At 74.0% G+C, this 22,992-nt stretch carries 20 protein-coding genes; 7 read left to right on the plus strand and 13 right to left on the minus strand.

What is annotated here, in order from left to right:
• Positions 1 to 13: 13 nt before the first annotated feature.
• From GJV82_RS03475 to GJV82_RS03490, 4 genes are read right to left on the minus strand one after another with little or no spacing between them, the layout of a single operon-like run.
• On the minus strand, positions 14 to 841 hold the full coding sequence (locus GJV82_RS03475; RefSeq protein WP_318657234.1) for a PaaX family transcriptional regulator: 828 nt from the start codon (positions 839 to 841) through the stop codon (positions 14 to 16).
• Complete coding sequence (locus GJV82_RS03480) at positions 838 to 2,115, minus strand: kynureninase (protein WP_155098255.1); 1,278 nt, start codon at positions 2,113 to 2,115, stop codon at positions 838 to 840. Before GJV82_RS03480 ends, GJV82_RS03475 begins: the two co-directional genes overlap by 4 nt.
• Positions 2,112 to 3,224, minus strand: coding sequence for an amidohydrolase family protein (locus tag GJV82_RS03485; RefSeq protein WP_155098256.1), 1,113 nt, complete (start codon positions 3,222 to 3,224; stop codon positions 2,112 to 2,114). Before GJV82_RS03485 ends, GJV82_RS03480 begins: the two co-directional genes overlap by 4 nt.
• A complete protein-coding gene (locus tag GJV82_RS03490) occupies positions 3,221 to 4,090 on the minus strand; it encodes a tryptophan 2,3-dioxygenase (RefSeq protein ID WP_155098257.1) in 870 nt (289 codons plus the stop codon). The genes GJV82_RS03485 and GJV82_RS03490 overlap by 4 nt, the downstream gene beginning before the upstream one ends.
• A 138-nt stretch (positions 4,091 to 4,228) precedes the next feature.
• On the opposite strand from GJV82_RS03490, the gene GJV82_RS03495 reads away from it, so the two are divergent.
• On the plus strand, positions 4,229 to 5,389 hold the full coding sequence (locus GJV82_RS03495) for a Fic family protein (protein WP_155098258.1): 1,161 nt from the start codon (positions 4,229 to 4,231) through the stop codon (positions 5,387 to 5,389).
• A 3-nt stretch (positions 5,390 to 5,392) separates the two neighbouring features.
• On the opposite strand, the gene GJV82_RS03500 is transcribed toward GJV82_RS03495, so the two are convergent.
• A complete protein-coding gene (locus tag GJV82_RS03500; RefSeq protein WP_155098259.1) occupies positions 5,393 to 6,082 on the minus strand; it encodes a histidine phosphatase family protein in 690 nt (229 codons plus the stop codon).
• 93 nt (positions 6,083 to 6,175) lie between these two features.
• On the opposite strand from GJV82_RS03500, the gene GJV82_RS03505 reads away from it, so the two are divergent.
• Positions 6,176 to 7,114, plus strand: a complete 939-nt coding sequence (locus GJV82_RS03505) for a ribonuclease Z (protein WP_155098260.1) — start codon at positions 6,176 to 6,178, stop codon at positions 7,112 to 7,114.
• A gap of 22 nt (positions 7,115 to 7,136) precedes the next feature.
• On the opposite strand, the gene GJV82_RS03510 is transcribed toward GJV82_RS03505, so the two are convergent.
• Positions 7,137 to 7,562: a ChaB family protein gene (locus GJV82_RS03510; RefSeq protein ID WP_318657235.1), complete on the minus strand. Its 426-nt coding sequence runs from the start codon at positions 7,560 to 7,562 to the stop codon at positions 7,137 to 7,139.
• Between the two features lie 194 nt (positions 7,563 to 7,756).
• Between GJV82_RS03510 and GJV82_RS03515 the strand changes: the two genes are divergently transcribed.
• On the plus strand, positions 7,757 to 8,458 hold the full coding sequence (locus GJV82_RS03515; RefSeq protein WP_155098261.1) for a hypothetical protein: 702 nt from the start codon (positions 7,757 to 7,759) through the stop codon (positions 8,456 to 8,458).
• A gap of 96 nt (positions 8,459 to 8,554) precedes the next feature.
• Here GJV82_RS03515 and GJV82_RS03520 read toward each other — a convergent pair whose 3' ends face one another.
• The 6 genes from GJV82_RS03520 to GJV82_RS03545 all read right to left on the minus strand — a co-directional run bounded on the left by GJV82_RS03520 (position 8,555) and on the right by GJV82_RS03545 (position 16,580).
• Positions 8,555 to 9,403, minus strand: coding sequence for a glycerophosphodiester phosphodiesterase (locus tag GJV82_RS03520; RefSeq protein ID WP_318657236.1), 849 nt, complete (start codon positions 9,401 to 9,403; stop codon positions 8,555 to 8,557).
• Entirely contained in the window at positions 9,400 to 10,788 is a 1,389-nt protein-coding gene (locus GJV82_RS03525) for an ABC transporter substrate-binding protein (RefSeq protein ID WP_318657237.1), read from the minus strand. Before GJV82_RS03525 ends, GJV82_RS03520 begins: the two co-directional genes overlap by 4 nt.
• A 154-nt stretch (positions 10,789 to 10,942) precedes the next feature.
• The gene (locus tag GJV82_RS03530; protein WP_155098262.1) at positions 10,943 to 11,860 is read right to left on the minus strand and encodes a carbohydrate ABC transporter permease; all 918 of its coding nucleotides are present in this window, start codon (positions 11,858 to 11,860) and stop codon (positions 10,943 to 10,945) included.
• Complete coding sequence (locus tag GJV82_RS03535) at positions 11,857 to 12,756, minus strand: carbohydrate ABC transporter permease (RefSeq protein WP_155098323.1); 900 nt, start codon at positions 12,754 to 12,756, stop codon at positions 11,857 to 11,859. Before GJV82_RS03535 ends, GJV82_RS03530 begins: the two co-directional genes overlap by 4 nt.
• A 506-nt stretch (positions 12,757 to 13,262) precedes the next feature.
• Positions 13,263 to 15,440 carry a family 43 glycosylhydrolase gene (locus GJV82_RS03540; RefSeq protein ID WP_155098263.1) on the minus strand — a complete coding sequence of 726 codons (2,178 nt, stop codon included), beginning with the start codon at positions 15,438 to 15,440 and terminating at the stop codon, positions 13,263 to 13,265.
• Between the two features lie 309 nt (positions 15,441 to 15,749).
• Positions 15,750 to 16,580, minus strand: coding sequence for a DUF4352 domain-containing protein (locus GJV82_RS03545; RefSeq protein WP_263971380.1), 831 nt, complete (start codon positions 16,578 to 16,580; stop codon positions 15,750 to 15,752).
• A 198-nt stretch (positions 16,581 to 16,778) separates the two neighbouring features.
• Between GJV82_RS03545 and GJV82_RS03550 the strand changes: the two genes are divergently transcribed.
• From GJV82_RS03550 to GJV82_RS03560, 3 genes are all read left to right on the plus strand, one after another.
• Positions 16,779 to 18,338 carry a sensor histidine kinase gene (locus GJV82_RS03550; protein WP_155098264.1) on the plus strand — a complete coding sequence of 520 codons (1,560 nt, stop codon included), beginning with the start codon at positions 16,779 to 16,781 and terminating at the stop codon, positions 18,336 to 18,338.
• A gap of 41 nt (positions 18,339 to 18,379) precedes the next feature.
• A complete protein-coding gene (locus GJV82_RS03555) occupies positions 18,380 to 19,024 on the plus strand; it encodes a response regulator transcription factor (RefSeq protein WP_318657238.1) in 645 nt (214 codons plus the stop codon).
• Positions 19,025 to 19,184: 160 nt separating this feature from the next.
• On the plus strand, positions 19,185 to 20,495 hold the full coding sequence (locus GJV82_RS03560) for an FAD-dependent monooxygenase (protein ID WP_155098265.1): 1,311 nt from the start codon (positions 19,185 to 19,187) through the stop codon (positions 20,493 to 20,495).
• 39 nt (positions 20,496 to 20,534) lie between these two features.
• Here the strand turns inward: GJV82_RS03560 and GJV82_RS03565 are convergent, their stop codons facing one another.
• The gene (locus GJV82_RS03565; protein WP_155098266.1) at positions 20,535 to 20,840 is read right to left on the minus strand and encodes a hypothetical protein; all 306 of its coding nucleotides are present in this window, start codon (positions 20,838 to 20,840) and stop codon (positions 20,535 to 20,537) included.
• Positions 20,841 to 21,141: 301 nt separating this feature from the next.
• On the opposite strand from GJV82_RS03565, the gene GJV82_RS03570 reads away from it, so the two are divergent.
• The gene (locus GJV82_RS03570; RefSeq protein ID WP_155098267.1) at positions 21,142 to 22,845 is read left to right on the plus strand and encodes a DUF726 domain-containing protein; all 1,704 of its coding nucleotides are present in this window, start codon (positions 21,142 to 21,144) and stop codon (positions 22,843 to 22,845) included.
• Positions 22,846 to 22,992: the final 147 nt, after the last annotated feature.

Here is a 22,992-nt window from a genome sequence, read left to right on the forward strand (position 1 = left end):
CACTGTGCCGCGATCAGCGCCCCACGACGACCCGGACGTGCTCCCGGGCCGCCGCCACGTGCGCGGCGCGGAGCGCGTCGAACAGGGCGACGCTCGCCGTGCCGGGCCACCCTGCGGGCAGCGCCGCCGCCGGCAGGCCCGGGTCGGCGTACGGGACGGGACGCCAGTCGTCGACCGCCCGGACCCAGCGCGCGAACGCTTCGCGCGGCGTCGGCTCCCCCGCCGTCGCGGCGCCGTCGTGCCGCGCGAGGAACGTCCGGTGCAGCGCCGCGACCCGGTCGAGGTCCCACCAGCGCGCCGCGGCCTCGGCGAACGACCCGGAGACGCGCGGCGGCCCGGCCACGAACACCGTCGCGGCGTCGCGCACCCCGAGCGCGACGAGGATCTGCTCGACCTCGTCGACGAGATGCCCCGGGGCGATCCACAGGCCGTCGGCGACCGTGCCCGCACCGATCCACGCGAGGTGGCGCCGGAGCTGGTGGCGCGCGTCGCGTCGCGCCTCTGGGAGCGAGTACGACACGAGGCACCACGGGTCGTCGTCGCCCTGCTGCCGGTACGTGAAGATGCGCCGGTCGCCGCGCTCCAGCATCGGCACCGCGTCGGGCGCGAGCCGGTACGCGGCGCGGCCGTCGTCGAGCGTCGCGGGGGCGAGCAGCCCCTTGGCCTTGACGCGCGAGACCGCGCTGCGCGCTCCCGCGGGCGGCACGCCGAGCGCGCCGAGCAGCGCGACGAGGTCGGCCGCCGCGACCGCCCCGCCGAGGTCGCGCAGGTACAGCCCGACGACGGTGCGCAGCAGGGACGTCGTGCTCCCCGGCCGCGCGTCGAGGTCGTCGAGGATCACGCCGCGCCGCCCGCGCGGCCGAGCACCTCCACGAGCGCGTCGCGCACCGCCTCGACGCCGACGCGCACCTCGTCGAAGGTCGTCGACAGCGGGGACAGGCCGAGGCGCAGGCCGTCCGGGCGGCGGAAGTCGGGGATGACGCCGCGCTCCCACAGCAGCGGGAGCGTCGCCTCGAACGCGGCGTGGTCCACGGTCACGTGGCTCCCCCGGCGCTCGGGGTCGCGCGGCGACGCGTACCGGGCGCCGAGCGGGAGCAGGAGGTCGTCCACGAGGGCGGTCGCGTGCTCGGTGAGCGCGACCGACTTGGCCCGCACCGCCGCGATCCCCGCCGCGTCCACGAGGTCGAGCATGTCCTGCATCGCGAGCATCCCGACGATCGCGGGCGTCCCGGACAGGAAGCGCCGCACCCCGTCGTGCGGGGCGTACGCCGGGCCCATCTCGAACGGTGCCGCGCTGCCCATCCAGCCCTGGATCGGCTGGGTCAGCACGTCCTGGAGGTCGGCGCGCACGTACCCGAACGCGGGCGCGCCCGGGCCGCCGTTCAGGTACTTGTACGTGCAGCCCGCCGCGAGGTCCACGCCCCACGCGTCGAGCTCGACCGGCAGCGCCCCGACCGAGTGGCACAGGTCCCACAGGACGAGCGCGCCGGCGTCGTGCGCGAGCGCCGTGATCGCGGCGGCGTCGCTCACGTACCCCGACCGGTACGCGACGTGGCTGAGCAGCACGAGCGCCGTGCGGTGCGAGAGCACGGCGGCGACCTGCCCGGGCGTCACGCCCGCGTCGTGCTCGGGCTCGATCCACCGCAGCATGGCCCCGTGCTCGCGCGCGACGCCCTCCAGCACGTAGCGGTCCGTCGGGAAGTTCCCCGCGTCGAGGACGATCTCGTCGCGGCCCGCGACCTGCGGCGCCGAGAGAGCGGCGCGCACGAGCTTGTAGAGGATCACGGTCGTCGAGTCGCCGACGAACGTCTGGCCCGGCGCCGCGCCGAGCGTCACCGCGCCGATCCGGTCGCCCAGCGTCAGCGGGAGGTCGTACCACTCCTCGTCCCAGCCGCGGATGAGCCGCGCACCCCACACGTCCGTCGCGAACCGGGCGAGCCGCTCGGCCGCCGCGCGCGTCGGCCGCCCGAGCGAGTTCCCGTCGAGGTAGGCGGTGACCTCGTCGGAGTCGACGAACGCGTCACGGAACCGCGCGAGCGGGTCGGCGGCGTCGAGCGCGGCGGAGCGCGCGGCGTGGTCGGCGGGGAGCACGGTGCTCGGGGTCGGGTCGGTCATGGCCGGTCCTCCGGGGTGGCGGGCGCGCGCTGCGCGCGGGCGGGGTCGTCGACGACGACGGCGCGCGCGAGCCACGCGCACACCGCGTCGAGGTCGTCGGGGTCGGGCGGGTCGCCGGGGATCCACGTCGCGGGCGACGCGCGCCGGGGGCGTTCGACGTGATCGTCGACGCCGTCGACGCCGTCGGCGGCGCGCGGGTGCGCCGCCTCGCGCGTGAGCGCGCCGAGCAGGGCGGGGGCGTCGAGACCGGCGGCCGCGAGCGCCCGCAGCTCGCGCTCGACGACGCCGTGCGGGATCGGTCCGTTACCGAGGTCGGTCCCGTAGACGACGGTCCCGCCGAGCGCGACGAACCGCCGCACGTTGTCGATCGCGACGTCCTGCTCGGCAGTCGGGCTGCCCCAGCCGTGGATGTCGAGCGTGCTCACCCAGGTCGTGCGGCTCCGCCCGGCCGTCCGACCCCCCGCCCCGCCGAGCACGGGGTTGCTGTCGTCATCCGGCTCATTCCGGCAGTTACCCCGTTCTCGACCGCGAGCAGGGTCGTGCTCGACGGCGCGGGGTCGGGCCATCGCGGCGAGCAGGTCGTCGGGCAGCCGCTCGGAGAACGGGGCGTGCGCGAGCCGGTCGACGCCCGCCTCGACCGCACGCGCCGCCATGCCCCTGCCCTCCACGTGCGCGACGACGTCCCGGCCCCGCGCGTGGGCGTGGCCGACGAGCGCGGTCAGCGTGACGTCGTCGAGCACCGGGCCGGCGTCGGCGTGGAGCGTGACCTTGAGGAACGAGGCACCCGCGGCGACCTGGCGGTCGACGGCGGCGACGGCGTCGTCGGGGGTCCCGACCTCGGCCACCGACCCCGGCGGCGCCCACGAGCGGTCGGACGGGTAGCCGCCGGGCGCGGTGAGGAAGGCCCCGGCGAACGCGACCTCGGGGAAGTCGGGACGGCCGGGCCACGTGCGTGCGACGTCGGGCACCCACCCGAGGTCGTGCACGACGGCGATCCCGCCGCGCCGCACTGCGACGGGGTCGGCGAGGCCGAGGTGCACGTGCGCGTCGGCGAACGGCGGGAGCCACGTGCCGCCGTCGCCCGCGCGACCGAGAGGCTGGCCGCTCACGACCGCCCGATCTCCGTGCGGACGGCGAACAGCTCGGGGAAGAACGTGAGATCGAGGGCCTTCTGGAGGAACCCGACGCCGCTCGACCCGCCCGTCCCGCGCTTGGTGCCGATGATGCGCAGCACGGTCTTCATGTGGCGGAACCGCCAGAGCTGGAAGTTGTCCTCCAGGTCGACGAGCTCCTCGCACGTCTCGTACGCCGACCAGTGCGCCTCCGGATCGTCGTAGATGCGGCGGAAGACCTCGACGAGGTCGTCGTCGAGCGTGTGCGCCACGGTGACGTCGCGGTCCAGGACGCGCTGCGGCACGTCGTGGCCGTGCCGCGCGAGGTGGCGCAGGAACTCGTCGTAGACGCTCGGCTCGGCGAGCAGGCGGGCGAGCTCGGCGCGGGCGTCAGGCTCGGCGTCGAACACCGCGAGCATGCGCGCGTTCTTGTTGCCGAGCAGGAACTCGACCGCGCGGTACTGCCACGACTGGAAGCCCGACGCGTGCCCGAGGAACCCGCGGAACTGCGCGTACTCGCTCGGGGTGAGCGTCGCGAGCACCGACCACTGCTCGGTGAGCGTGCGCTGCACGTGCTTGACGCGCGCGATGCGCTTGAGCGCGGCGCCGAGCTCGTCGGCGGCGAGCAGGTCGCGCGCGGACAGCAGCTCGTGCAGCACGAGCTTGAGCCGGAGCTCGGTGGTCTGGTGCTGGACGATGAACAGCATCTCGTCGTGGTGCGCCGGGTCGCTCACCGGCTCCTGCGCGGCGAGCAGCGTGTCGAGGTGCAGGTACGACCCGTACGTCATCTGCTCGCGCAGGTCGGTGACGATGTCGGACTCGAGCGCGCGCTCGTTGGGCTTGGGCGGCGGTGCGTCGGCCATGCCGCTGAGCGTATGTCACGATCGTGACGACCGCCAGGGCCGTGCCATGCATCGCAATGATGGAATGATCAAATCATTGCGTCATACCGCTAGGATGTGACTGAATGATTTGATCATTACATCCCCGGAAGGAGTCCCATGCTCCCGTCGATCTACCGCGCCCCCGACACCGATCTCGAAGATCTGGCTGTGATCGACGACGTCCGCTCGCTGCGGGAGTCGCTCGCGGACGTGCTGCGTGTTCCGCGCCGGTGGTCGAGCGGCATGCGCCGGACCACCCAGGCGCGAGCGATCCAGGGCTCGAACACGATCGAGGGCTACACCGTGTCGGACCAGGACGCCGTCGCTGCCGTCGACGACGAGCCTCCGATGACGGCAGACGAGCAGACGTGGGCAGAGATCATGGGGTACCGCCGGATGATGACGTTCATCCTGCGTATGACTCCCGACCCGGAGTTCGTGCTGACACCCCAGACGCTGCGCTCCCTGCACTTCATGCTGCTGGAGCACGACCTCGGAGCGGACCCGGGCCGCTTTCGCCCTGGCGCCGTGTACGTCCGGGACGAAGCCGCGGATCGGACCGTCTACGAGGGGCCACCCGCGGAGGAGGTCCCCGGGCTCGTCGAGTCCCTCGTCGCGACGATCCGGCACGACGGCGCCGATGCGATGGTGGACGCGGCGATGGCGCACCTGAATCTCGTGATGATCCACCCCTTCCGGGACGGCAACGGCCGCATGGCGCGGGCGCTCCAGACCCTGGTGCTGGGACAGGACCGAGTGCTCGAGCCCACCTTCTCGAGCATCGAGGAGTGGCTGGGGAGCAACACGGAGGACTACTACCGCGTCCTGGCCGTCACGGGCGAAGGCGCTTGGAGACCTCAGAACGACGCGACCCTCTGGATCAAGTTCACGCTCCGGGCGCACCACATGCAGGCACAGACCCTCCGGCGCCGCTTCCAGGAGGCGGAGACGACGTGGCGTGCGCTGGACGCGATCGTCGCCGAGCACGGCGTCCCCGAGAGGACAACTGACGCACTGTTCGACGCCGCGCTCGGGTACCGGGTCACGCGCCCGTCGTACGCCAAGCACGCAGCGATCGAGGACCAGACCGCCACGCGCGACCTGCGACGCCTCGTCCAGTCCGGACTGCTCGACGCCGTCGGCAACACCCGGGGACGCTTCTACGTCGCGAGCGGCGTCCTGCGCTCGCTCCGTGACGACGTGCGCGCGGGGCGCGAGGCGCTCGTCGACCCCTACCCGTGGATGTCCGCGGAACTGCGACGGCGAGCCGGGCGGTAGGGGTCAGTCGTCCGTCGCGGCGCGCCGCCCCTCCTCCGCGACGGACTCCCCCGTCGGGTCCTCGGCGACGAGGTCGTCGAGCGCGGCCCCGCCGAGCGGGCCGTCGCTCAGACCCACGAGCCGCCACCCCGAGTCCGGGTCGCCCTCGACCTCGACGAGCCCCGTGTTGGCGAGCGGCGTCCACGCGAGCAGGTCGATGTCGACGCCGTCGACGCGCGCGCACGCCCACGCGCGGATCGCCGCGCCGTGCGACACGGCGACGGCCGTCTCCCACCCGGCGTCCGCGACGGCCGCGAGCGCCGCGTCGTAGCGGTCGAGGAACTCGGTGCCGTCGGGGCCACCGGGGATGCGCCGGCCGGGCTCGCCGCGCCCCCACGCGAACACCGTCTCGAGGTAGCGCATGTGGTCGTCGTGGTGGGCGGACATCTCCAGGTCGCCCGCGTCGACCTCGCGCAGTCCGTCGAGCTCGAGCAGGTCATGTCCGTGCCGCTCGGCGAGCGGCGCCGCCGTGAGGTGCGTGCGCACGAGGGTCGAGACCGCGACGCCGTCGACGACGCGGTCCGCGAGCGCGCCCGGGATCGCCGCGGCCTGGCGGGCGCCGAGCGCGGTGAGCCCCGGCCCCGGGAAGGCGGTGTCGAGCAGGCCCGCGACGTTCGACGGGGTCTGTCCGTGGCGGACGAGCAGCAGGCGCATGGTTCTCCGGGGTCTCGGGGGCGGCTCCTGCCACCCTACGAGCCCGGCCCGCGGCACACCCGCGCGCGCCGCGGGCCGTGGCAGGCTGGCTCCATGTCTCGCCGCGAGCTCGTGGTGCTGGGCACGGCCAGCATGGTCCCGACCCGCACGCGCAACCACAACGGCTACGTGCTGCTCTGGGACGACGAGGCGATCCTCTTCGACCCGGGCGAGGGCACGCAGCGACAGATGACGTTCGCGGGCGTCTCCGCGACCGACCTCACGCGCATCGCGGTCACGCACCTGCACGGCGACCACAGCCTCGGCCTCGCGGGCGTCTCCCAGCGCATCAGCGGCGACGGGGTGCGGCACACGATCGGGGTGACGTACCCGGCGTCGGGCCAGCGGTGGGTCGACCACCTGCTCGACGCGAGCGCGCACTACCGCCGCGGGCACCTCGCACTCCAGCCGCTCACCACGGACGGCGTCGTCCCGCCCGTCCCGGGCCGCCCCGAGCCGGCCTTCACGCTGCGCGCCGAGCGCCTCGACCACACGATCGAGGCGATGGGATACCGCCTCGACGAGCCCGACGGCCGGTCGCTCGACCCCGTGCTCCTCGCGCGCCACGGCCTCGCGGGGCCGCCGGTCGGCGAGCTGCAGCGCACCGGGACGGTCGTCGCGCCCGACGGCCGGACCGTCACGCTCGACGACGTCAGCCGCCCGCGCCCGGGCCAGTCGTTCGCGTTCGTCATGGACACGCGCCTGTGCGACGCGGTGCACCGCCTCGCGGACGGCGTGGACCTGCTCGTCATCGAGTCGACGTTCCTCGACCGCGACCGCGACCAGGCCGAGCGCTGGGGCCACCTCACCGCGCGGCAGGCGGCGACCGTCGCGGCGCAGGCCGGCGTCCGGTCGCTCGTGCTCACGCACTTCTCGCAGCGCTACCCCGACCCGACGGAGTTCTGGCGCGAGGCGCGCGAGGTGTTCGACGGCGAGCTCACCGTCGCGCAGGACCTCGACCGCGTGCGCGTCCCCCGGCGCCGCAGCGCCTGAGCGGCGGGGGTGTCGAGCGTGGTCAGTCGCCGCGCGCCCGCCGCGTCGCGCGGTCGTTCGCGCGCTGGATCGCCTCGACGAGCTCGTCCTTCGTCATCGACGACCGGCCGTCCACGTCGAGCCGGCGCGCGACGTCGAGCAGGTGCTCCTTCGTCGCGTTCGCGTCGACGCCGCCCGCAGTGTCCGTCGAGGACTCGAGACCGCCCTCCTCGGCACGCTCGTCCGACGGCCCGGGCTCGTCCTTCGGCTCCCAGTGGTCGCCGATCTTCTCGTGCGTGTGCTTGAGCGCCGCGAACGCCACGCGCCGCGCACGCGCCTGAGAGCCGTACTGCTCCATCGCCGCGTCGTACGCCTTGGCGAACGTGCGCTGCGCCTTCTCGTCCGAACGCTGCAGCGTGCTGGGGATCTCGGACTGCCTAGCGTCGCCGTCGCGCGTCGTCTTCGGCACGGGTCACCTCCTGCTGCCCGACGGCGGTCGCCGCCTCCTCCGAGCGTCGCGCCCCGCACGGGGGCTCGCGCGCCGAGCGGGGTGACCGTTCGGCCGCTCGCCCGTTCAGCCGGCTCGCCCGTTCGGCCCGCTCGCCCGTTCGGCCGCTCGCCCGAGCGGGCGCGAGCCCGAGGTGCCGGGCCTACGCTGCCCGGATGGCCAGCGTCCTGCGGTTCCGCGGCCGCATCGCGGGGTGGGGCACGGCGTCGGGGACGCGCGTCGTCGTCGGGCGCTGGGACGCGTCGCCGTTCGGGGCGTTCGCCGACGTCATGGTCGAGCGGCCCGACGGCGAGCGCGTCCTGCTCGCGCCGTCGCGCGACGTCGCCGATCTCGTCGCCGCGACCTACCGCTTCGACCGGGTCGAGCACGTGCCCGTCGCCGTCGCGGACGAGCCGACTGCCGCGACCGTCGCTACGCCCGACGCGACCGACGTCGAGCCCGACGCCGACCCTGGGACGGTGGCGGGAGCAGCGGCGGGCCGAGGCCGCCTCCCGGGCTGGCGCGTGGCGGCCGGACCGCTCGGCGCGAGGGTCGCGTTCGGGCGGCGGACGCCGATCGGGTGCGTGCTGCGGGCCGCGCCCTCCGGTCTCGCGACGTCCCGGCACCTCACCGCGCTCACCGACCCCGTCGCGCGCGTGATGCTGCGCGGCGTCCGCACGCGCGGGTCCGCCGGGCCGGGCCGCGCCGAGCACTACGGCGCGACCGACGTCCACGCGCTCGTCGCCGCCGAGACGACGTGGGACGGCGCGCCGCTGGGCGACCTGCGCGACGTCGACCCGCCCGTCCGGTTCGGGTTCGGGTCGACGCCGCGGCGGCCGAGCGTGACGGACGTCGTGACGACGATCGTGGTGCGCTGACCTCCCGGGGACACGCGCGACGGCACGCGAGATCCGGGGCCGCGCGCCGGACGACGAGCGTCCGGGCACGCGACCCCGGAGGCGACCGGCGAGGCGTCAGACGCCGCGGGCCGCGAGCCACCCCGCGAGCCGGTCGGGCCGGTCGGTGATGATCGCGTCCACCCCGAGGGCGACCGCGGAGGCCCAGTGCGCGGGCTCGTCGAGCGTCCACACCGCGACCTCGCGGCCGTCGTCGTGCAGGCGCCGCACGAGGTCGGGGTCCTCGAGGAGCAGCGTCCCGAGCGGGTTGCACCACGCGACGTCGAGCGCGGCGCACCGGGAGAGCACGTCGTCGTCGAGGGTCGCGACGAGCAACCCGCGGCACAGCCCGGGGTCGGCGTCGCGCAGCGCCGCGACGGTCTCGGGCCAGAAGCTCTGCGCGACGACGCGGTCCGCGAGCCCGGCGGACCGCAGCGGGTCCGTCACCCGCGCCGCCTGCTCCGCCGTCCACGACCCCTTGAGCTCCAGGAGCAGGTCGATCCCCGGGCGGCGCTCCAGGAACTCGACCGTCTCCGCGAACGTCGGCACGCGCTGGCCCGCGAACGCGGGCGAGAACCACGACCCGGCGTCCAGCGCGCGGATCGCGGACCGGTCGAGCTCCGCGACCGCGCCGCTGCCCGACGTCGTCGCGTCCACCGTGTCGTCATGGATGACGACGACGTCGCCGTCCGCGGTGAGCCGCACGTCGATCTCGATCGACTCCGCGCCCGCGCGCCACGCCGCCTCGAACGCGGCGAGCGTGTTCTGCGGCGCGACAGAGCTGTTGCCGCGGTGCGCGATCACGCGCGGGCGGCGCCGTGCGTCGCCCGTCGCCGGGGCCTGGACCTGCGCCGACGCCAGGGAGAGCGCAGGCCCGGGTGCGGGGAGGTGTTCGACGCCGCGTGCGGCGTCCGGGAGCGCGGTCACAGGTACGGCTCGACGTTCTCGGCGTACGCGGTCTCGATGCGCGGAGCGATCGACGCGAACGCCTCCGCCGGGTCGGTGCCCTCGATGACGATCCGCTCGATCGCCTCGTTGAGCAGCGCGTCGGCGCCGGGGATGAAGACGCGCGCGTCGTCCTGCGGGCGTGCCTTGTCGGCGAGCTGGTCGACGGCCGTGCGGAACTGCGGCGTCGCCTCGTAGACGGCCGTCATGGTGTCGGACTCGACGGCCGACGTGCGCACCGGCATGTAGCCCGTGTTCTGCGAGAAGTACGCGGTGTTCTCGGTGTTGGTGAGGAACGCGAGGAACATCGCCGCGGCGAGCTGCTGCTCGGGCGACTTCGACGACGGGATCGCGAGGCCGGTGCCACCGGTCGGGGTGCCGCCGCCGGCCGGGCCGTCGGGAAGGTAGGCCGTGCCGACCTCGAACGACGCCGCGTCGAGCGCACCCTTGAGCGAGCCCGTCGAGCCGATCGTCGAGGCGATGAGGCCGGACGAGAAGTCGGCCATCGCGTCGTCCGCGGAGAGCGTCGCGACGCCCTTCTCGTGGAACAGGTCGTGCAGGAACTGGCCGCCCGCGACGGCCTCCTCGGTGTCGAGCGTGAGGTCGAACCCGTCGGAGTACGTGCCGCCCTGGCCCCAGATCATGTTCTCGAACCACCACGCGCCCCACGACGGGCCGGTGGACAGGCCGAACGTCGAGCCGCCCGCCGGGACGAGCGGCTTGAGGGACGCGTCCCACTCCTCGAGCTCCGCCCACGTCTCGGGGCCGCGGTCGGGCAGACCGGCCGCCGTCCACAGGTCCTTGTTGTAGTAGAACAGCGGCGTCGAGCGCGCGTAGGGCACGGCCCAGTGCTGGTCGTCGTACTCGTAGTCCGCGTAGAGCGCGGGCTGGAAGTCGGCGGCGTCGGCCTCGACGAAGTCGAGCACGTCGTCGAGCGGCAGGATCTGGTCGTTGAGGTGGTAGCGGAACCACCAGACGTCGGACGCGATGACGACGTCGGGGAGCTCGTCCGTCTGCGACGCGGCCTGGAAGCGCTGGGCGACCTCGTCGTAGTTGGCCCCTGCCGTGACGAGGTTGACCGTGATGCCGGACTCCTCCTCGAACCGGTCGATGAGCTCCTGCTCGATCTCCTGCGACGTGCCGGGGTGGTTGCTCCACCACGTGATCTCGGACGCGGGCTCGACGGCGGACCAGTCGACGGCCTCGGCCGTCGCCTCGTCGCCCGCGGTGCCGGCGCCGTCGGCCCCGGCCACGCTCGGGCCGGCGCACGCGGTGAGCGCGAGGGCGGTGGTCGCCGCGAGCGCGGTGACGGCGGCGCGGGCCCGACGACGGCGCGTGGGCCGGCCGGGTGCGGTGCGGTGGGACACAGGTGCTCCTTCAGGTCGTGCACCGGGTCTCGGTGCGCTTCGGGGAACCCGGACCGCTGCGGGCGGGCCGGGGAGTCGGGTGGTGGGGCGGACACGCGGGGTGCGCAGCGCGTCCGGGTGGGCGCCGTCGTCGGGCACGACGGCGTGGGGTGGGTCAGCCGGTGACCGCGCCGGCGGTGAGGCCCGCGACGAGGCGGCGCTGGAGGACGAGGAAGACGACGAGGATCGGCAGCGTCACGACCACCGTCGCGGCGAGCAGCACGCCCCAGTTCGTCATGCCGTCGGTGTTCTGCAGCAGCGTGAGGCCCACAGGGAGGGTCATCTTGTCCGGGCGGTCGACGACGAGGAACGGCCACAGGTAGTCGTTCCACTCGGTCACGACGGACACGAGCGCGACCGCCGCGAGCGTCGGCGTGCTCATCGGCACGACGAACCGCCAGAGCTTTCGCCAGTGCCCCGCGCCGTCGAGCTCGGCGGCCTCGAGGATCGAGCGCGGCAGCGTGAGGAAGTGCTGCCGGAACAGGAACGTCCCGAATGCGCTCGCCAGGCCCGGCACGAGGATGCCCTGATAGGTGTTGAGCCACCCGAGGCTCGCGACGAGCGTGTAGTTGGGGATGATCGTGATCTGCGGCGGGATCATGAGCGTCGCGATGACGAGCCCGAACACGACCTTCTTGAACGGGAAGTCGAGGAACACGAGCGCGTACGCGCACGTGAGGCCCAGCGCGACCTTGAGGCCCGCGCCCACGACCGTGATCCCGACGCTGTTGAGCAGCAGGCGCCCGAGCGGGATCGAGTCCGCGGCCTGCGCGTAGTTGTCGAGGTTCACGGTGCCCGGGAGCCACTGCAGCGGGACGGTGTAGAGCTCGGCGGGCGTCTTCAGGCTCGCGAGCACCATCCACACCAGCGGGGCGCCGAGCACGACGGTCGCGAGGACCAGGGCGAGGTACCCGCCCGGCTGGAGGCCGCGCCGTCGGGCATCCGCGGTGCGGGGTGCGCGCGGGGCGAGCGCGGCGGGAGTCGAGGGCGCGGTCTCCGGGCGCCTCGTCGTGGTGGGCGCGACGGCGCTCATGCGTAGTGGACCTTCCGCTGGACGAACCGCATCTGCACCCCGGTCACCGCGAGCAGCACGAGGAACAGGACCGTGGCGACCGCCGACGCGTACCCCGCGCGCCCGTTGACGAAGCTCTCCTCGTAGATCGAGTACATGAGCGTCGTCGTCGAGCCGAGCGGGCCGCCCTGCGTCATCGCCTTGATGATGTCGAACGACTGGAGCGACGCCAGGAGCATCGTCACGAGGAGGAAGAACGTCGTCGGGGTGAGGAGCGGCAGGACGATCGAGCGCAGCGTCCGGGCCGACGACGCACCGTCGAGCGCGGCCGCGTCCTTCAGGTCCTGCGGGACGGACTGCAAACCCGCCAGGTAGATGAGGGCGACGTACCCGAGGTTCTTCCACAGGTAGACCACGACGATCATCACCAGCGGCCACGGGCGCTGCGTGTACCACTGCGGGGACGCGACGCCGATCCAGCCGAGCAGCTCCTGGACCAGCCCGTAGCGCGGGTCGAACATGAACAGCCACAGGATCCCGACCGCGAAGCCCGACAGCACGTACGGCGCGAACGCGACGGTCCGGGCGACGCCGCGGCCGCGCAGCCTGCGGTTGAGCAGCAGTGCCAGCCCCAGGCCGAGCACCATCGCGCCGCCGACCGTCGCGAGCGTGAACACGAGCGTCGTCGTGACGATGCGGCCCGTCGTCGGGGCGGTGAACCACTCGACGTAGTTGCCCAGCCCCACCGGCCGCGCGACCGGCGACCCGAGGTTCCACTGGAGCGTCGAGAGGTAGAAGCTCTGCAGCAGCGGCCGGTAGACGAACACCAGCAGCAGCAGGACGTTCGGGCCCGCGAGCAGCAGCGCCCACAGCAGGTTCCGCCGACGGCGTCGCGCGCCCAGACGGCTGCGGCGCAGCGCCTGGACCTCGCGGTCGGCGGGGCCCGACGGCGGACCGCCGGTCGTGGCGTCGGCGCCGGCCTGTCGTGCGGCGGGCTCGGCCGCCGACGTGACGGTCGCGGAGTGGTCGGCCGCGGGCGAGCCGGCCGAGGTGTCGTCGGCCGCGGCGGGCGACGAGGACGCGCGGGGCGGCGCGCCGGAGGAACCCGGGGAGCCCGGGGTGAAGACGGTGGTCACAGCACAGATCCGCTCGGACGAGGGAGGTGGTCACGGCCGGCGCGGCACCCGTCCTGCGGGTGGGCGGCCACGGCGAGCATAGGAAGCCGCCCTGCCGGTTTGATCCCTCAATGTCCGAGTACGGGACGAGGCTTCGGGCAACGTTCACCACCTCGTGCCCGACGTGCCACCTGAGCCTGTGGAGCCGCAACGTGGCGGACACCTGCGCCCGAGAAGCCTCACCGCACGACGACGCCCGCGGTGCCGCTCATCGGCCGAGCGGTACCGCGGGCGTCGCCGGGGGTGCGCTACGCGCAGGTGAGCGCGTCGTACGCGGCGGTCACCTCCGTCGTCGTGCCCGAGACGTCGGTGACGACCACGAGCGCCTCGCCCGCGTCAAGATCGCCGCGGGCCTTGAACGACTGGTAGGCGTTCTTGCCCGGGTCGACCTGGGCGAAGGACCGCTCGCCGTGCTCCGTCCGGAGCGCGATCGCGACGGTCTCGTCGCCGCCGTTCGTCGCGCGGACGGCGAGGTACGGGGTGCCGCCGAGGCAGCGGGGCTGCGCGGTGACGGTGACCTGCGGGTCGACGGGCGGCACCTCGGCCGGGAAGACGTCGAGCGCGTCGAGCTCGGTGTACCAGGTGAGCTTGGTCAGGGCGACGGTGTTCCAGCCCTGCTGGAGCTCGACCTGGTGCGTGACCGACTGCCAGTTGCCCCACGTCGTGTGCGGGAACGTGACGACGCCGGCGTCCGCGCCGTTCACCGTGACGGTGCTCGTCGAGGCCAGCGTGTAGCCGCCCCGCTCGGAGCCGTTCGCGAACCGGACCCCGAGCGTGTACGGACCCGCCTCGTCGGCGTGGACCTGGAGCGCGACCGAGCTGTCGAGGAAGTCGAGCCCGCCGACCTTCTGGCCGCCGGACGCGCCCGCCGCGCTCCCGACCGAGCCGCGCGTGATGACGCCGTCCTCGAACTCGTACCGCGTCGCGTCGGACGGGATGACGGGCGGGGCCGACGGACGCGGGTCGCGCGTCGCGGGGTAGACGTCGAACGCGTCGAGCTCGGTGTAGAACGTCCCGCGCGTGAGGGTGATCGTGTTGGTCCCCGCGACGAGGTCCACGAGGTGCTCGGAGGTCTGCCAGTTGCCCCACGTGGTGTGCGGGAAGACGACGGTCTCCGTGACCTCGCCGTTGACGGCCAGCGCGCTCGTCGACGGCACGCGCGTCGAGCCGTCGAACGACCCGTTGGCGAACCGGATGCCCAGGAGCGCCGGGCCCGCCTCGTCGGCGTGCACCTCGACCGTCACGGACGAGTCCGCGAAGTCCAGGCCGCCGACCTTCGCCCCGCCCGACGCCCCGCCGTCGGCCACGACGCGCGCGTTCGCGACGACGCCGTCCTCCGCCTGGTAGCGGTCGGACGCCTGCGGGACGAACGGGACGCCGTCGGCGGTCCACTCGAGGTCCGCGACGTACATCGCGCGGTAGGTGAACGCCTCGTTCCAGCCGTGGAAGACGATCGCGTCCGAGCCGTCGGGCGCGGTGACGATGTCCTGCCCGCCCGGGCCGCGCACGTCGCCCTGGAAGCGGTCGCTCGTGAGCAGCTCGGTCGTGGCCTTGGTCCACGGGCCCGCGAGGCTCGACGCCGTCGCGTACGACGTGCGGTAGCCGCCCCCGCCGAAGTCGTTCGCCGAGTAGAACAGGTAGTACGTGCCGTCGCGCTCCAGGAGCGTCGGGCCCTCGACGACGCGGCCCTCGTAGGGCTTGTCCACGCGGATGAGCTCGACGGGCGGGCCGGTGAGCGTCGCGCCGTCGGGCGAGAGCGGCTGCGCGAAGATGATCGCCGTCTTGCCCGTGCAGCAGTTCCCGTCGGCCTTCCACAGCAGGTAGAGTTGGTCGCCGTCGACGAACGTCGCGGCGTCGATCGCGCCGCCGAGGTCCTCCGTGCCGGCCTCGCCGTTGGGGCAGACGATCGGGTCGTCGCCGACGGGGACGAACGGGCCGTCCGGGGTGTCGGACAGCGCGACGCCGAGGCACTGGCGCGGCGACGTCGCGTCGCGCGCCGTGTAGTACAGGGCGTAGCCGCCCTCGACCGCCGAGACCTCCGGCGCCCACACGCAGCGGTCGGTCGCGCCGCCCGGCGCGAACGTGCACGACTCGCTGACCCAGGCCCCGAGGTCGGGCGCGACGTCGGACGGCGCACTCCACGTGACCAGGTCCGTCGACGTGCGGTGCTGCACGTTCTGACCCTGATGGTTCGTCGCGTAGGCGTGGTAGACGCCGTCGACGAGGAGGATGTCGGGGTCGGGGAAGTTGGCGTCGACGACCGGGGAGATCGTCGGCTCGGCCACGGCGGTCGCCGCGGCCGGCACGCTCGCCGGGGCCGGTGCCGCCGTGGCGGCGGCCGCGCCCGACACCGCCAGCCCGAGCGCGACCAGCGCACTCGTGACAGCGGTGGCACGCGAGCGCGCGCGGGACAAGGGGAACTTCATGGGGTGTCCTCTCGACGATGAGGGGGCAAGAACCCGGGACGGCATCGACCTCGGGGCTACGAGTCTCCCGGGCCGATCCACACAAGTCAACAACTTCTCGCACAATCCAACACTCCGTGTCCGCCACACCCCGTCGCCCCTGCTCCGGACCGCCGCACCAGGTCGCACGCACGGCCCGCCATCCGAGTGCGGGGCACGAACGCGCGCAGCCGCGGCCACGCCTTTGAGGGCGTGGCCGCGGTGGGAACCGTTGCCGGCGTCGAACGGTCTGCACGCGTCCGAGGCCTGCACCGGTGGACGTGGGACGCGTCAGCCCAGCGAGACCTCGACGCCACCCGAGAACATCGAGTCGTGCAGGGACAGCGTCGCGGGGACGGCGTCGGCCGGGATGTCGAACACGACGACTCCGTCGACCGCGTTGCCCGGGTTGATGTCCGTAAGGAAGCTGTTCGTGTCGCCGAGGTAGATCGCGGCCGTGCTGTCGCTCTCGTGCGTACGACCTTCGGTGTCGGTGAGCTGCTGGTTGCCGCCCGTGAACATCTGCGCCTCGTCGCCGATGTTCTTCACCGTCACGTGGACGAGCACGTACTGGCCCTGCGCCTCCTGGCTCAGGTACTGGTCGCCGACGCTCGGGACGCCGGTCTCCACCGACGTCACGGTGAACTCGAACTTGCCGTCGCGCACGGCCGTCCCGACGCCGGGCGCCGCGGGCGGCTCGGGTGCGGGCTCCTCGGCAGGCTCCTCCTCCGCGGGCGCGGTGTCCGCCTCGGCGTCGGCGCCCTCGGGGCTGGTGGCCTCCGCGCCCGCGTCCGCGACGGCGGCAGGCTCGGCCGGCTCGTCGCCGCCCCCGAGGCTCGCGCCCACGATCGCGAGCAGCACGACGACGCCCAGCCCGGTGAGGATCTTGTGCCGTGCGAACCAGGACTTCCGGGGTGCAGGCGGGACCCCAGGCTGCCCGCCCGGCGCCGGGTAGCCGTGGACCGGGTAACCCTGCGGCGGCTGCGCGCCGTAGGGCGGCATCGCGGGGCGCGCGGCCGGTCCCGACTGCGGGTGGCCGCCGGGACCAGGAGCGAACGAGGACTGCGGGCCGGTCGGCGGCACCGGAGGGTGCTGCTGCGGGTGCGGGGTGGGTGCGGACATCGTCGCCTCCTGCGTCGTGGTCGACGGCGCCCGGTCGGCGACGTCGTGCTGGTCTCGACGACGAGAGTGCGCGTCGGGGTCGCTCCGGGGGATCCACCGACCGGATCGACTCGGCCCTCCGACCGGTGGACCCCGTGCCGCCGACCCCGGCCGAACGGTGGAGTCCCGCCGTCGGCGGGTGCCCGTAGGCTCGCGCCCATGCACCCGCCACCGCAGCAGCCCGGACCGCCTCCGGCCGGTCCGTACGGCGCCGGTGGCACCCTCGGTGCCGGCAGCCCGTCGCCACGACACCCCGCGCCGCACGCGGGCCAACCGACCCGGCCCGCGACCTGGACGGGCCCGCCCCCGGGCGGCACGCGGCCGCCGTCAGGCCCGCCGCTCGCCGCGCGCCCGTACCCGCCGCCGTACCACCGCGCCGCCGGTCCCTATCCGGTCCCGTCCGCCACCGGGCCCTCGCCACTCGCCCGGGCGTGGTCCGTCCTGGGCACCGTCGCGGCGGCGACCGCGACGTTCGGCGTCGGGATCGTCAGCGCGACGTACGACAACATCGGGCTCGGACCGGACCCCGCCGGGTGGCGGGTCGGGCTCACGCTGCTCTGGTGGGTACTCGCGGCCGGGCTCGCGGCGGCCGTCGTGTGGCGCGACCGGCACGCCGTCGTCGTGTGCCTGGCCGCCGCCGCCGCGGGGGTCCTGACCCCCGTCGGCGCGATGGCCCCGCTCGTCGCGCTGCCCTTCGTGATCGCGCGGGAGCGGCGGTGGAAGGTCGTCGCGCTGTGCACCGCCGCGACGACGCTCGCCGTCGGGGTCTCGTTCTGGCGCGACGCGGCGCGCGACGGCGCTGCGGTGATCTTCTCCACGACGCCACCGGGGACCACGGCGACGTCCTTTCTCGACCCGGTGGGCTACGTCGTGCTGACCCTGCTGTGCCTCGGCCTGTCCGTGGGGGCCGGGTTCCTGCGCCGGGCGCTCGGGCGTGCCGACGCCGCGCAGCAGGTCGCCGTCGCCGAGAACCAGCGCGCGGAGGCGCTCAGCACGCAGGCGGACGAGCTGCGCACCGAGCTGTCGCGCCAGGACGAGCGCGAGCTCATCGCGCGCGAGATGCACGACACGGTCGCGCACAACCTCTCCGTCGTCTCCCTCCAGGCGTCCGCGCTCGAGGTGACCACGAACGACCCCGGGGTGGTCGACGCCGCCCGCACCATGCGGTCCTCGGCGCACCGCGCCCTCGATGAGATGCGCGCCCTCATCACCTCCCTGCGCGCCGGCTCCGAGCAGTACACCGGGTCTGCGCCCGCCCTGGGAGACCTCGCGACACTGCTCGACGACGCCCGGGCCGCGGGCGTCGACCTCGCGGCGACCGTGTTCGTCACCGACGCCGACGCCGCGCCGCCCGCGCTCACACGGGCCGTGTACCGGGTGGTGCAGGAGTCCCTGACCAACGTCATGAAGCACGCGCCCGGGGCCAGGGCCGATGTGGACGTCCGGGCGCGGCCCGGCGACGGCGTCATCATCACCGTGCGCAACGCGCTGACGCACGACCTCGACCCGTACACCACCCCGCTGCTCGGTGAGCCCGGTGCCACCGTCGGCGGCACCGGCGTGCCGGGCGGCGGCGCCGGAGTCGTGGGGATGCGCGAGCGGTGCGAGGCCGTGGGCGGCACGTTCGACGCCGGTGTGGACGGCGGCCACTTCGTCGTGCGGGCCCGCCTGCCCTGGGACCTGCCGACGGAGCGGCCCGGCACCGGCCGGGGCCGCTGACCGTCGCTGCTCGCGTGGGTGCTCACCGCTAGTCTCGCGTCGTGATCCGGGTGATGGTCGTCGACGACGACGCGATGGTCCGCCGACTGCTGCGCACCATCCTGCAGGCCAGCGGGCTCGACGTCGTCGCCGAGGCCGCCGACGGGGACCAGGTCGTCACCGCGGTCCAGGCCCACCACCCGGACGTCGTCCTCATGGACCTCCGGATGCCGCGCGTCGACGGAGTCGTCGCGACCCGCGCGGTCCGGGCGCTCCCCGACCCGCCCGGCGTGATCGCCATGACCTCGTTCGACACCGAGCAGATCATCCTCGACGCGGTCCGTGCCGGAGCCGACGGGTTCCTCGCCAAGGACGCCGAACCCGCGGAGATCGTCGCCGCGGTCCACGCCGTCGCCGGGGGTGGCGGTGCGCTGTCGCCCCGCGCGGCGAAGACGATGATCACCCAGGTCGGCGCCGACCCCGGTGCGGCCACCCGGCGCGTGGCCGGGGAACGCCTGGCCGCGCTCACCGAGCGCGAGCTGGACGTCGCGCGCCTCCTCGTCGAAGGCCTGTCCAACGGCGAGATCGCCGGTCGCCTCTACCTCGGCGAGGCGACCGTCAAGACGCACCTCTCCAGCGCGTGCGCCAAGGTCGGGGTCGCGAACCGCACCCAGCTCGCGATCGTCGTCGCCCAGGCGACGGGGTAGCGCGCGCAGCCCGTCGGCGTGCCGACGACTGTGCGGACAGTCAGCGTCGCGACCGCAGCGCGGCCGGTCACCCGGCGACGCTCCCCCGCGCGGGGGACGCGGCACCACCTGCTGCGCCGGTAGCGTCACGACCGTGAGCCTCTGCGGGTGAGATCGAGTGATGAGCGCGCGGGCCGTCGTCGTCGGCGGCGGGATCGGCGGGCTCGCGTCCGGCGTCGCGCTCTCCCGCGGCGGGTGGGACGTCACCGTCCTGGAACGCGCGGGCTCGCTCGAACCCGTCGGGGCCGGGATCGCCGTCGCCCCCAACGCCGTCCGCGCGCTCGGTGCGCTCGGCCTCGGCGACCGGCTGCGCGACCTCGCCGCGCTCCAGGGAGAGGTGGGGCTGCGCCGGCCCGACGGGCGCTGGCTCGTCCGCGCGAACGCGTCCGCCGCGAGCGCCCGGTTCGGCGACCAGACGCTCGTGCTGCACCGCGCCCAGCTCGTCGGCATGCTCGCCGACGCCCTGCCCGACGGCGCGCTGCGGCTCGGCGTCGACGCCGCCGTCGTGGACCCCGGCGACGCGGGGCGGCCCTCGCGCGTGCGGGTGCGCGACGCCGTCGGGCAGGGCCGTGACGTCGAACGGGACGGTGTCATCGGGCGGGGCGGCGACGCGCCGCGACAGGGTGACGGGCCTCCGGACGGGGAGCCGTCGCAGGATCGGCTGGGCGTCGACGACCGGTCACCCGACGGTGCCGAGGAGATCCAGGCCGCGCTCGTCGTCGCGGCCGACGGCATCGACTCGCCGACCCGGCGGCGCTGGTGGCCGGACGCGCCGGGGCCCGTCTCGGGCGGGTCGACGGCGTGGCGGCTCGTCGCCGAGGCGCCGCCTGGCGAGCCGGGCGGTGCGGTCGGGAGCGAGACGTGGGGTCGCGGCATCGTCGTCGGGATCGTGCCGCTCGCCGACGGGCGCTTGTACTCGTACGTGTCCGTCGCCGACGCCACCGGAGTCCCGACGACGTTCGTGGAGCTCCGCCAACGGCTCGCCGACTGGCACGCGCCGATCCCCTCGCTGCTGGCCTCCGTCGATCCAGCCGCGGTGCTGTGCCACGAGCTGCGCCACCTCCCCGCTCCCCCCGCCTCGCTGGTCACCGGCCGCGTCGCGCTCGTCGGCGACGCCGCGCACGCGATGCTGCCGAACGTCGGGCAGGGTGGATGCCAGGCGCTCGAGGACGCCGTCGTGCTCGGGGTGCGTGCGGGCGGCGGCACGAGCGTCGCCGACGTCCCCGCGTCGCTATGGCGATGGTCGGACGAGCGCCGCCCGCGCGTCGAGAAGATCATGACGCTGTCCGCGCGGACTGCGGCGATGTCACGCGCCATCTCCCCGGCGGTGACCACCGTCCGCGACCTGGGCGCACGACTCACCGGCCCGTGGAGCGAGGCACTGGGAGCGTGGGCGCTCCGCGGGGTGCTGGGTTGGCGGCCACCGACCTGACTGGGGGAAAGGCTCGCGTTGGCCGCAGCGAGGAGCGGACTACTTACCGGACCAGAACTCGAAGCAGCGCTGCGCCTCGGTGAACCACTCGTCCTTGCCCTTCGTGAATCCGCGCCCCGGTGCCCCGCCGGACTTCCCGACCACCAGCACCGCGAGCGACGGCTCGCCCGCGTCGATGCAGACCGTCGACACCCTGTCGAGAATGCGTGACACATGGCCAGGAAGCGGAATCTTCCGGTCGATCCCCACGGCGCGGCCGAGCTCGCCGTACGTCAGGAGGGATCGCCGCATCGCCGCCACGATCAGCGCCGCTCGCGCCTGCGAAGCCATCAGGTCGTAGTCCACTGCTCTCCCTCGTCAGCCGCGAGCCGCCGGGCGCGGCCACGGGCGGGACCAGCATGAAGGACGCGCACGGCGCTGTCAGCCACGCCCGCACGAGTTCACCCGGAAGCCTAGTCCGGGCGACCGGACACGGTCGTGCCACACCTCGAACCTTTATTTGGGCCTCGACCGGTCGCGGGAGCTCGGAGCGGTTCATCCGCGCCAGGTGAGTTCTGGACGCTGGTCCATGACCGCAGAACTCTGCCGGGCTTTTTTCACCCGCCCAGCCCCCGATGGCGCATGACAACTGTGCCATTATCCGGCCATGCCAGGTTCGATTCATGCCCACGTCGTCGACGGAACACGACTCAAGATCGAGGTCGTGTCCGACCAAGGAGCGCGGCTCGCGCTCACCGGCGACATCGTCGACGTCGAGCCCACGGTCGAGGACGGCGACGTGCTCGCCCAGAACCCCGCTCTGCTGAGCAACCTGTGGGCCTACGCGAAGTCCTGGTACGAGGCGCGGACCACGTCGTACTCCGATGCCCTCGGGGCAGCCGACGCCGCGAGCCAGAAGGCAGCGCTCAAGCTCGCCGAGGAGAACAAGAAGTCCGCGCAGAAGCGCGCCGACGCCTACGCGAAGGTCGCGCAGTGGATCGCCGACGTCGCAGACGACGTCTCCCCGTACCAGCCGAAGGACGGCTGGTGCTCGTCGTGCTTCGCCAAGACGGAGCACCGCAAGTCGAACCGGCCGGCGGGACAGCTTCCGGTGTACGTCTGCCAGTCCTGCGGGTCACCGACCCTCCCGTGCGTCGCGCCGGGCTGCGAGAACATGGCCGTGCGCGAGCGTGGCGCGCTGCGCGTTCCCCAGTACTGCGCCGAGCACCGGCACGACATCCCCGGGTTCGAGAAGGCCGCGCAGCGCAGCTTTGGCGAGTTGCACGACTACGAGGACTTCCTCACGTACGAGAAGCCTGACCTGAGCAAGGCCGCCAAGATCGCCGCCTTCGGCGCCGTCGGCCTCGCCGCGGTCACACCGATGGCCGCCCTTATCGCAGCACCGGCCATCGGTGGCGCGATCGGATCACTCAGCATGTTCGGTGGGCTCACGGGAGCTGCCGCGACGTCGCACGGCCTCGCCCTGCTCGGCGGCGGCAGCCTCGCCGCCGGTGGGCTCGGCATGGCCGGGGGCACCGCCGTCGTGACGGCGGTCGGCGCGGCCGTCGGCGGGACGCTCGGCGCGTCCGTGTCGAACGCGTACGTCCGGGAGGACAAGTCGTTCCGGATCGAGCTGCTGCGTCCCGGCAAGGGTGGCGTGCCCGTCGTCGTGGCGAACGGGTTCCTCACCGAGGGCGAACAGGAGAAGTGGGGCGGCTGGAAGAACATCGTCGACGCGCGCTACCCCGACTCACCCGTGTACCGGGTGCGGTGGGGCGCCAAGGAGCTCAAGGACTTCGGCGCGATGGGCATCGGGCTCGCCGGGAAAGCAGGCGGCGCCGCGGCGGTCAAGGGTGCCGCAGCGGTCGCGAACAAGGCGGGAGCGAAGCTCTTCGGCAGCACGTTCGCGCCCGCGTTCATCGCCTCCGACCTCGCAAAGAACCCGTGGCACGTCGCCAAGAGCCGCGCCGACAAGACCGGCGTCATCGTCGGCGACCTCCTCGCCCGCACGGACGCCGAGTCCTACGTCCTCGTCGGGCACAGCCTCGGCGCCCGCGTGATGGCCGTCGCCGCAGAGGCCCTCGGCACCCGGACCGGCCCACCGCGCATCCAGGCCGCGCACCTGCTCGGCGCCGCTATCGGGGCCAAGAGCAACTGGGGCGCCCTGACCGCCGGGGTCGAGGAGGCCGTGTACGGCTACCACTCGACCCACGACGCCGTCCTCAAGTACGTCTACAAGGTCGCGCAGGCAGGGCAGAACGCGGCCGGCCTCACGGGGTTCGCTCCGGCGGACCACAAGCTCGTGAACGTCGACGTCTCCGACCATGTGAGCACGCACTTCGAGTACCAGGGGAACGTCCAGCTCGTGTGACGACGAGGACGTGCCCTCCGCCTCGCGACACGACTGCTCGCCGGTGCGTCCTCACGGCCCACGCACCATTGCCGGGACGACGGCGATCCCGTCCGGGCGGCGGTACGCACGGGGCTGGCCGTGACGAAGACCGCGAGCCGCTTCACG

It is taken from the genome of Cellulosimicrobium composti (genome assembly GCF_009711085.1).
Classification (GTDB): Bacteria; Actinomycetota; Actinomycetes; order Actinomycetales; family Cellulomonadaceae; genus Cellulosimicrobium; species Cellulosimicrobium composti.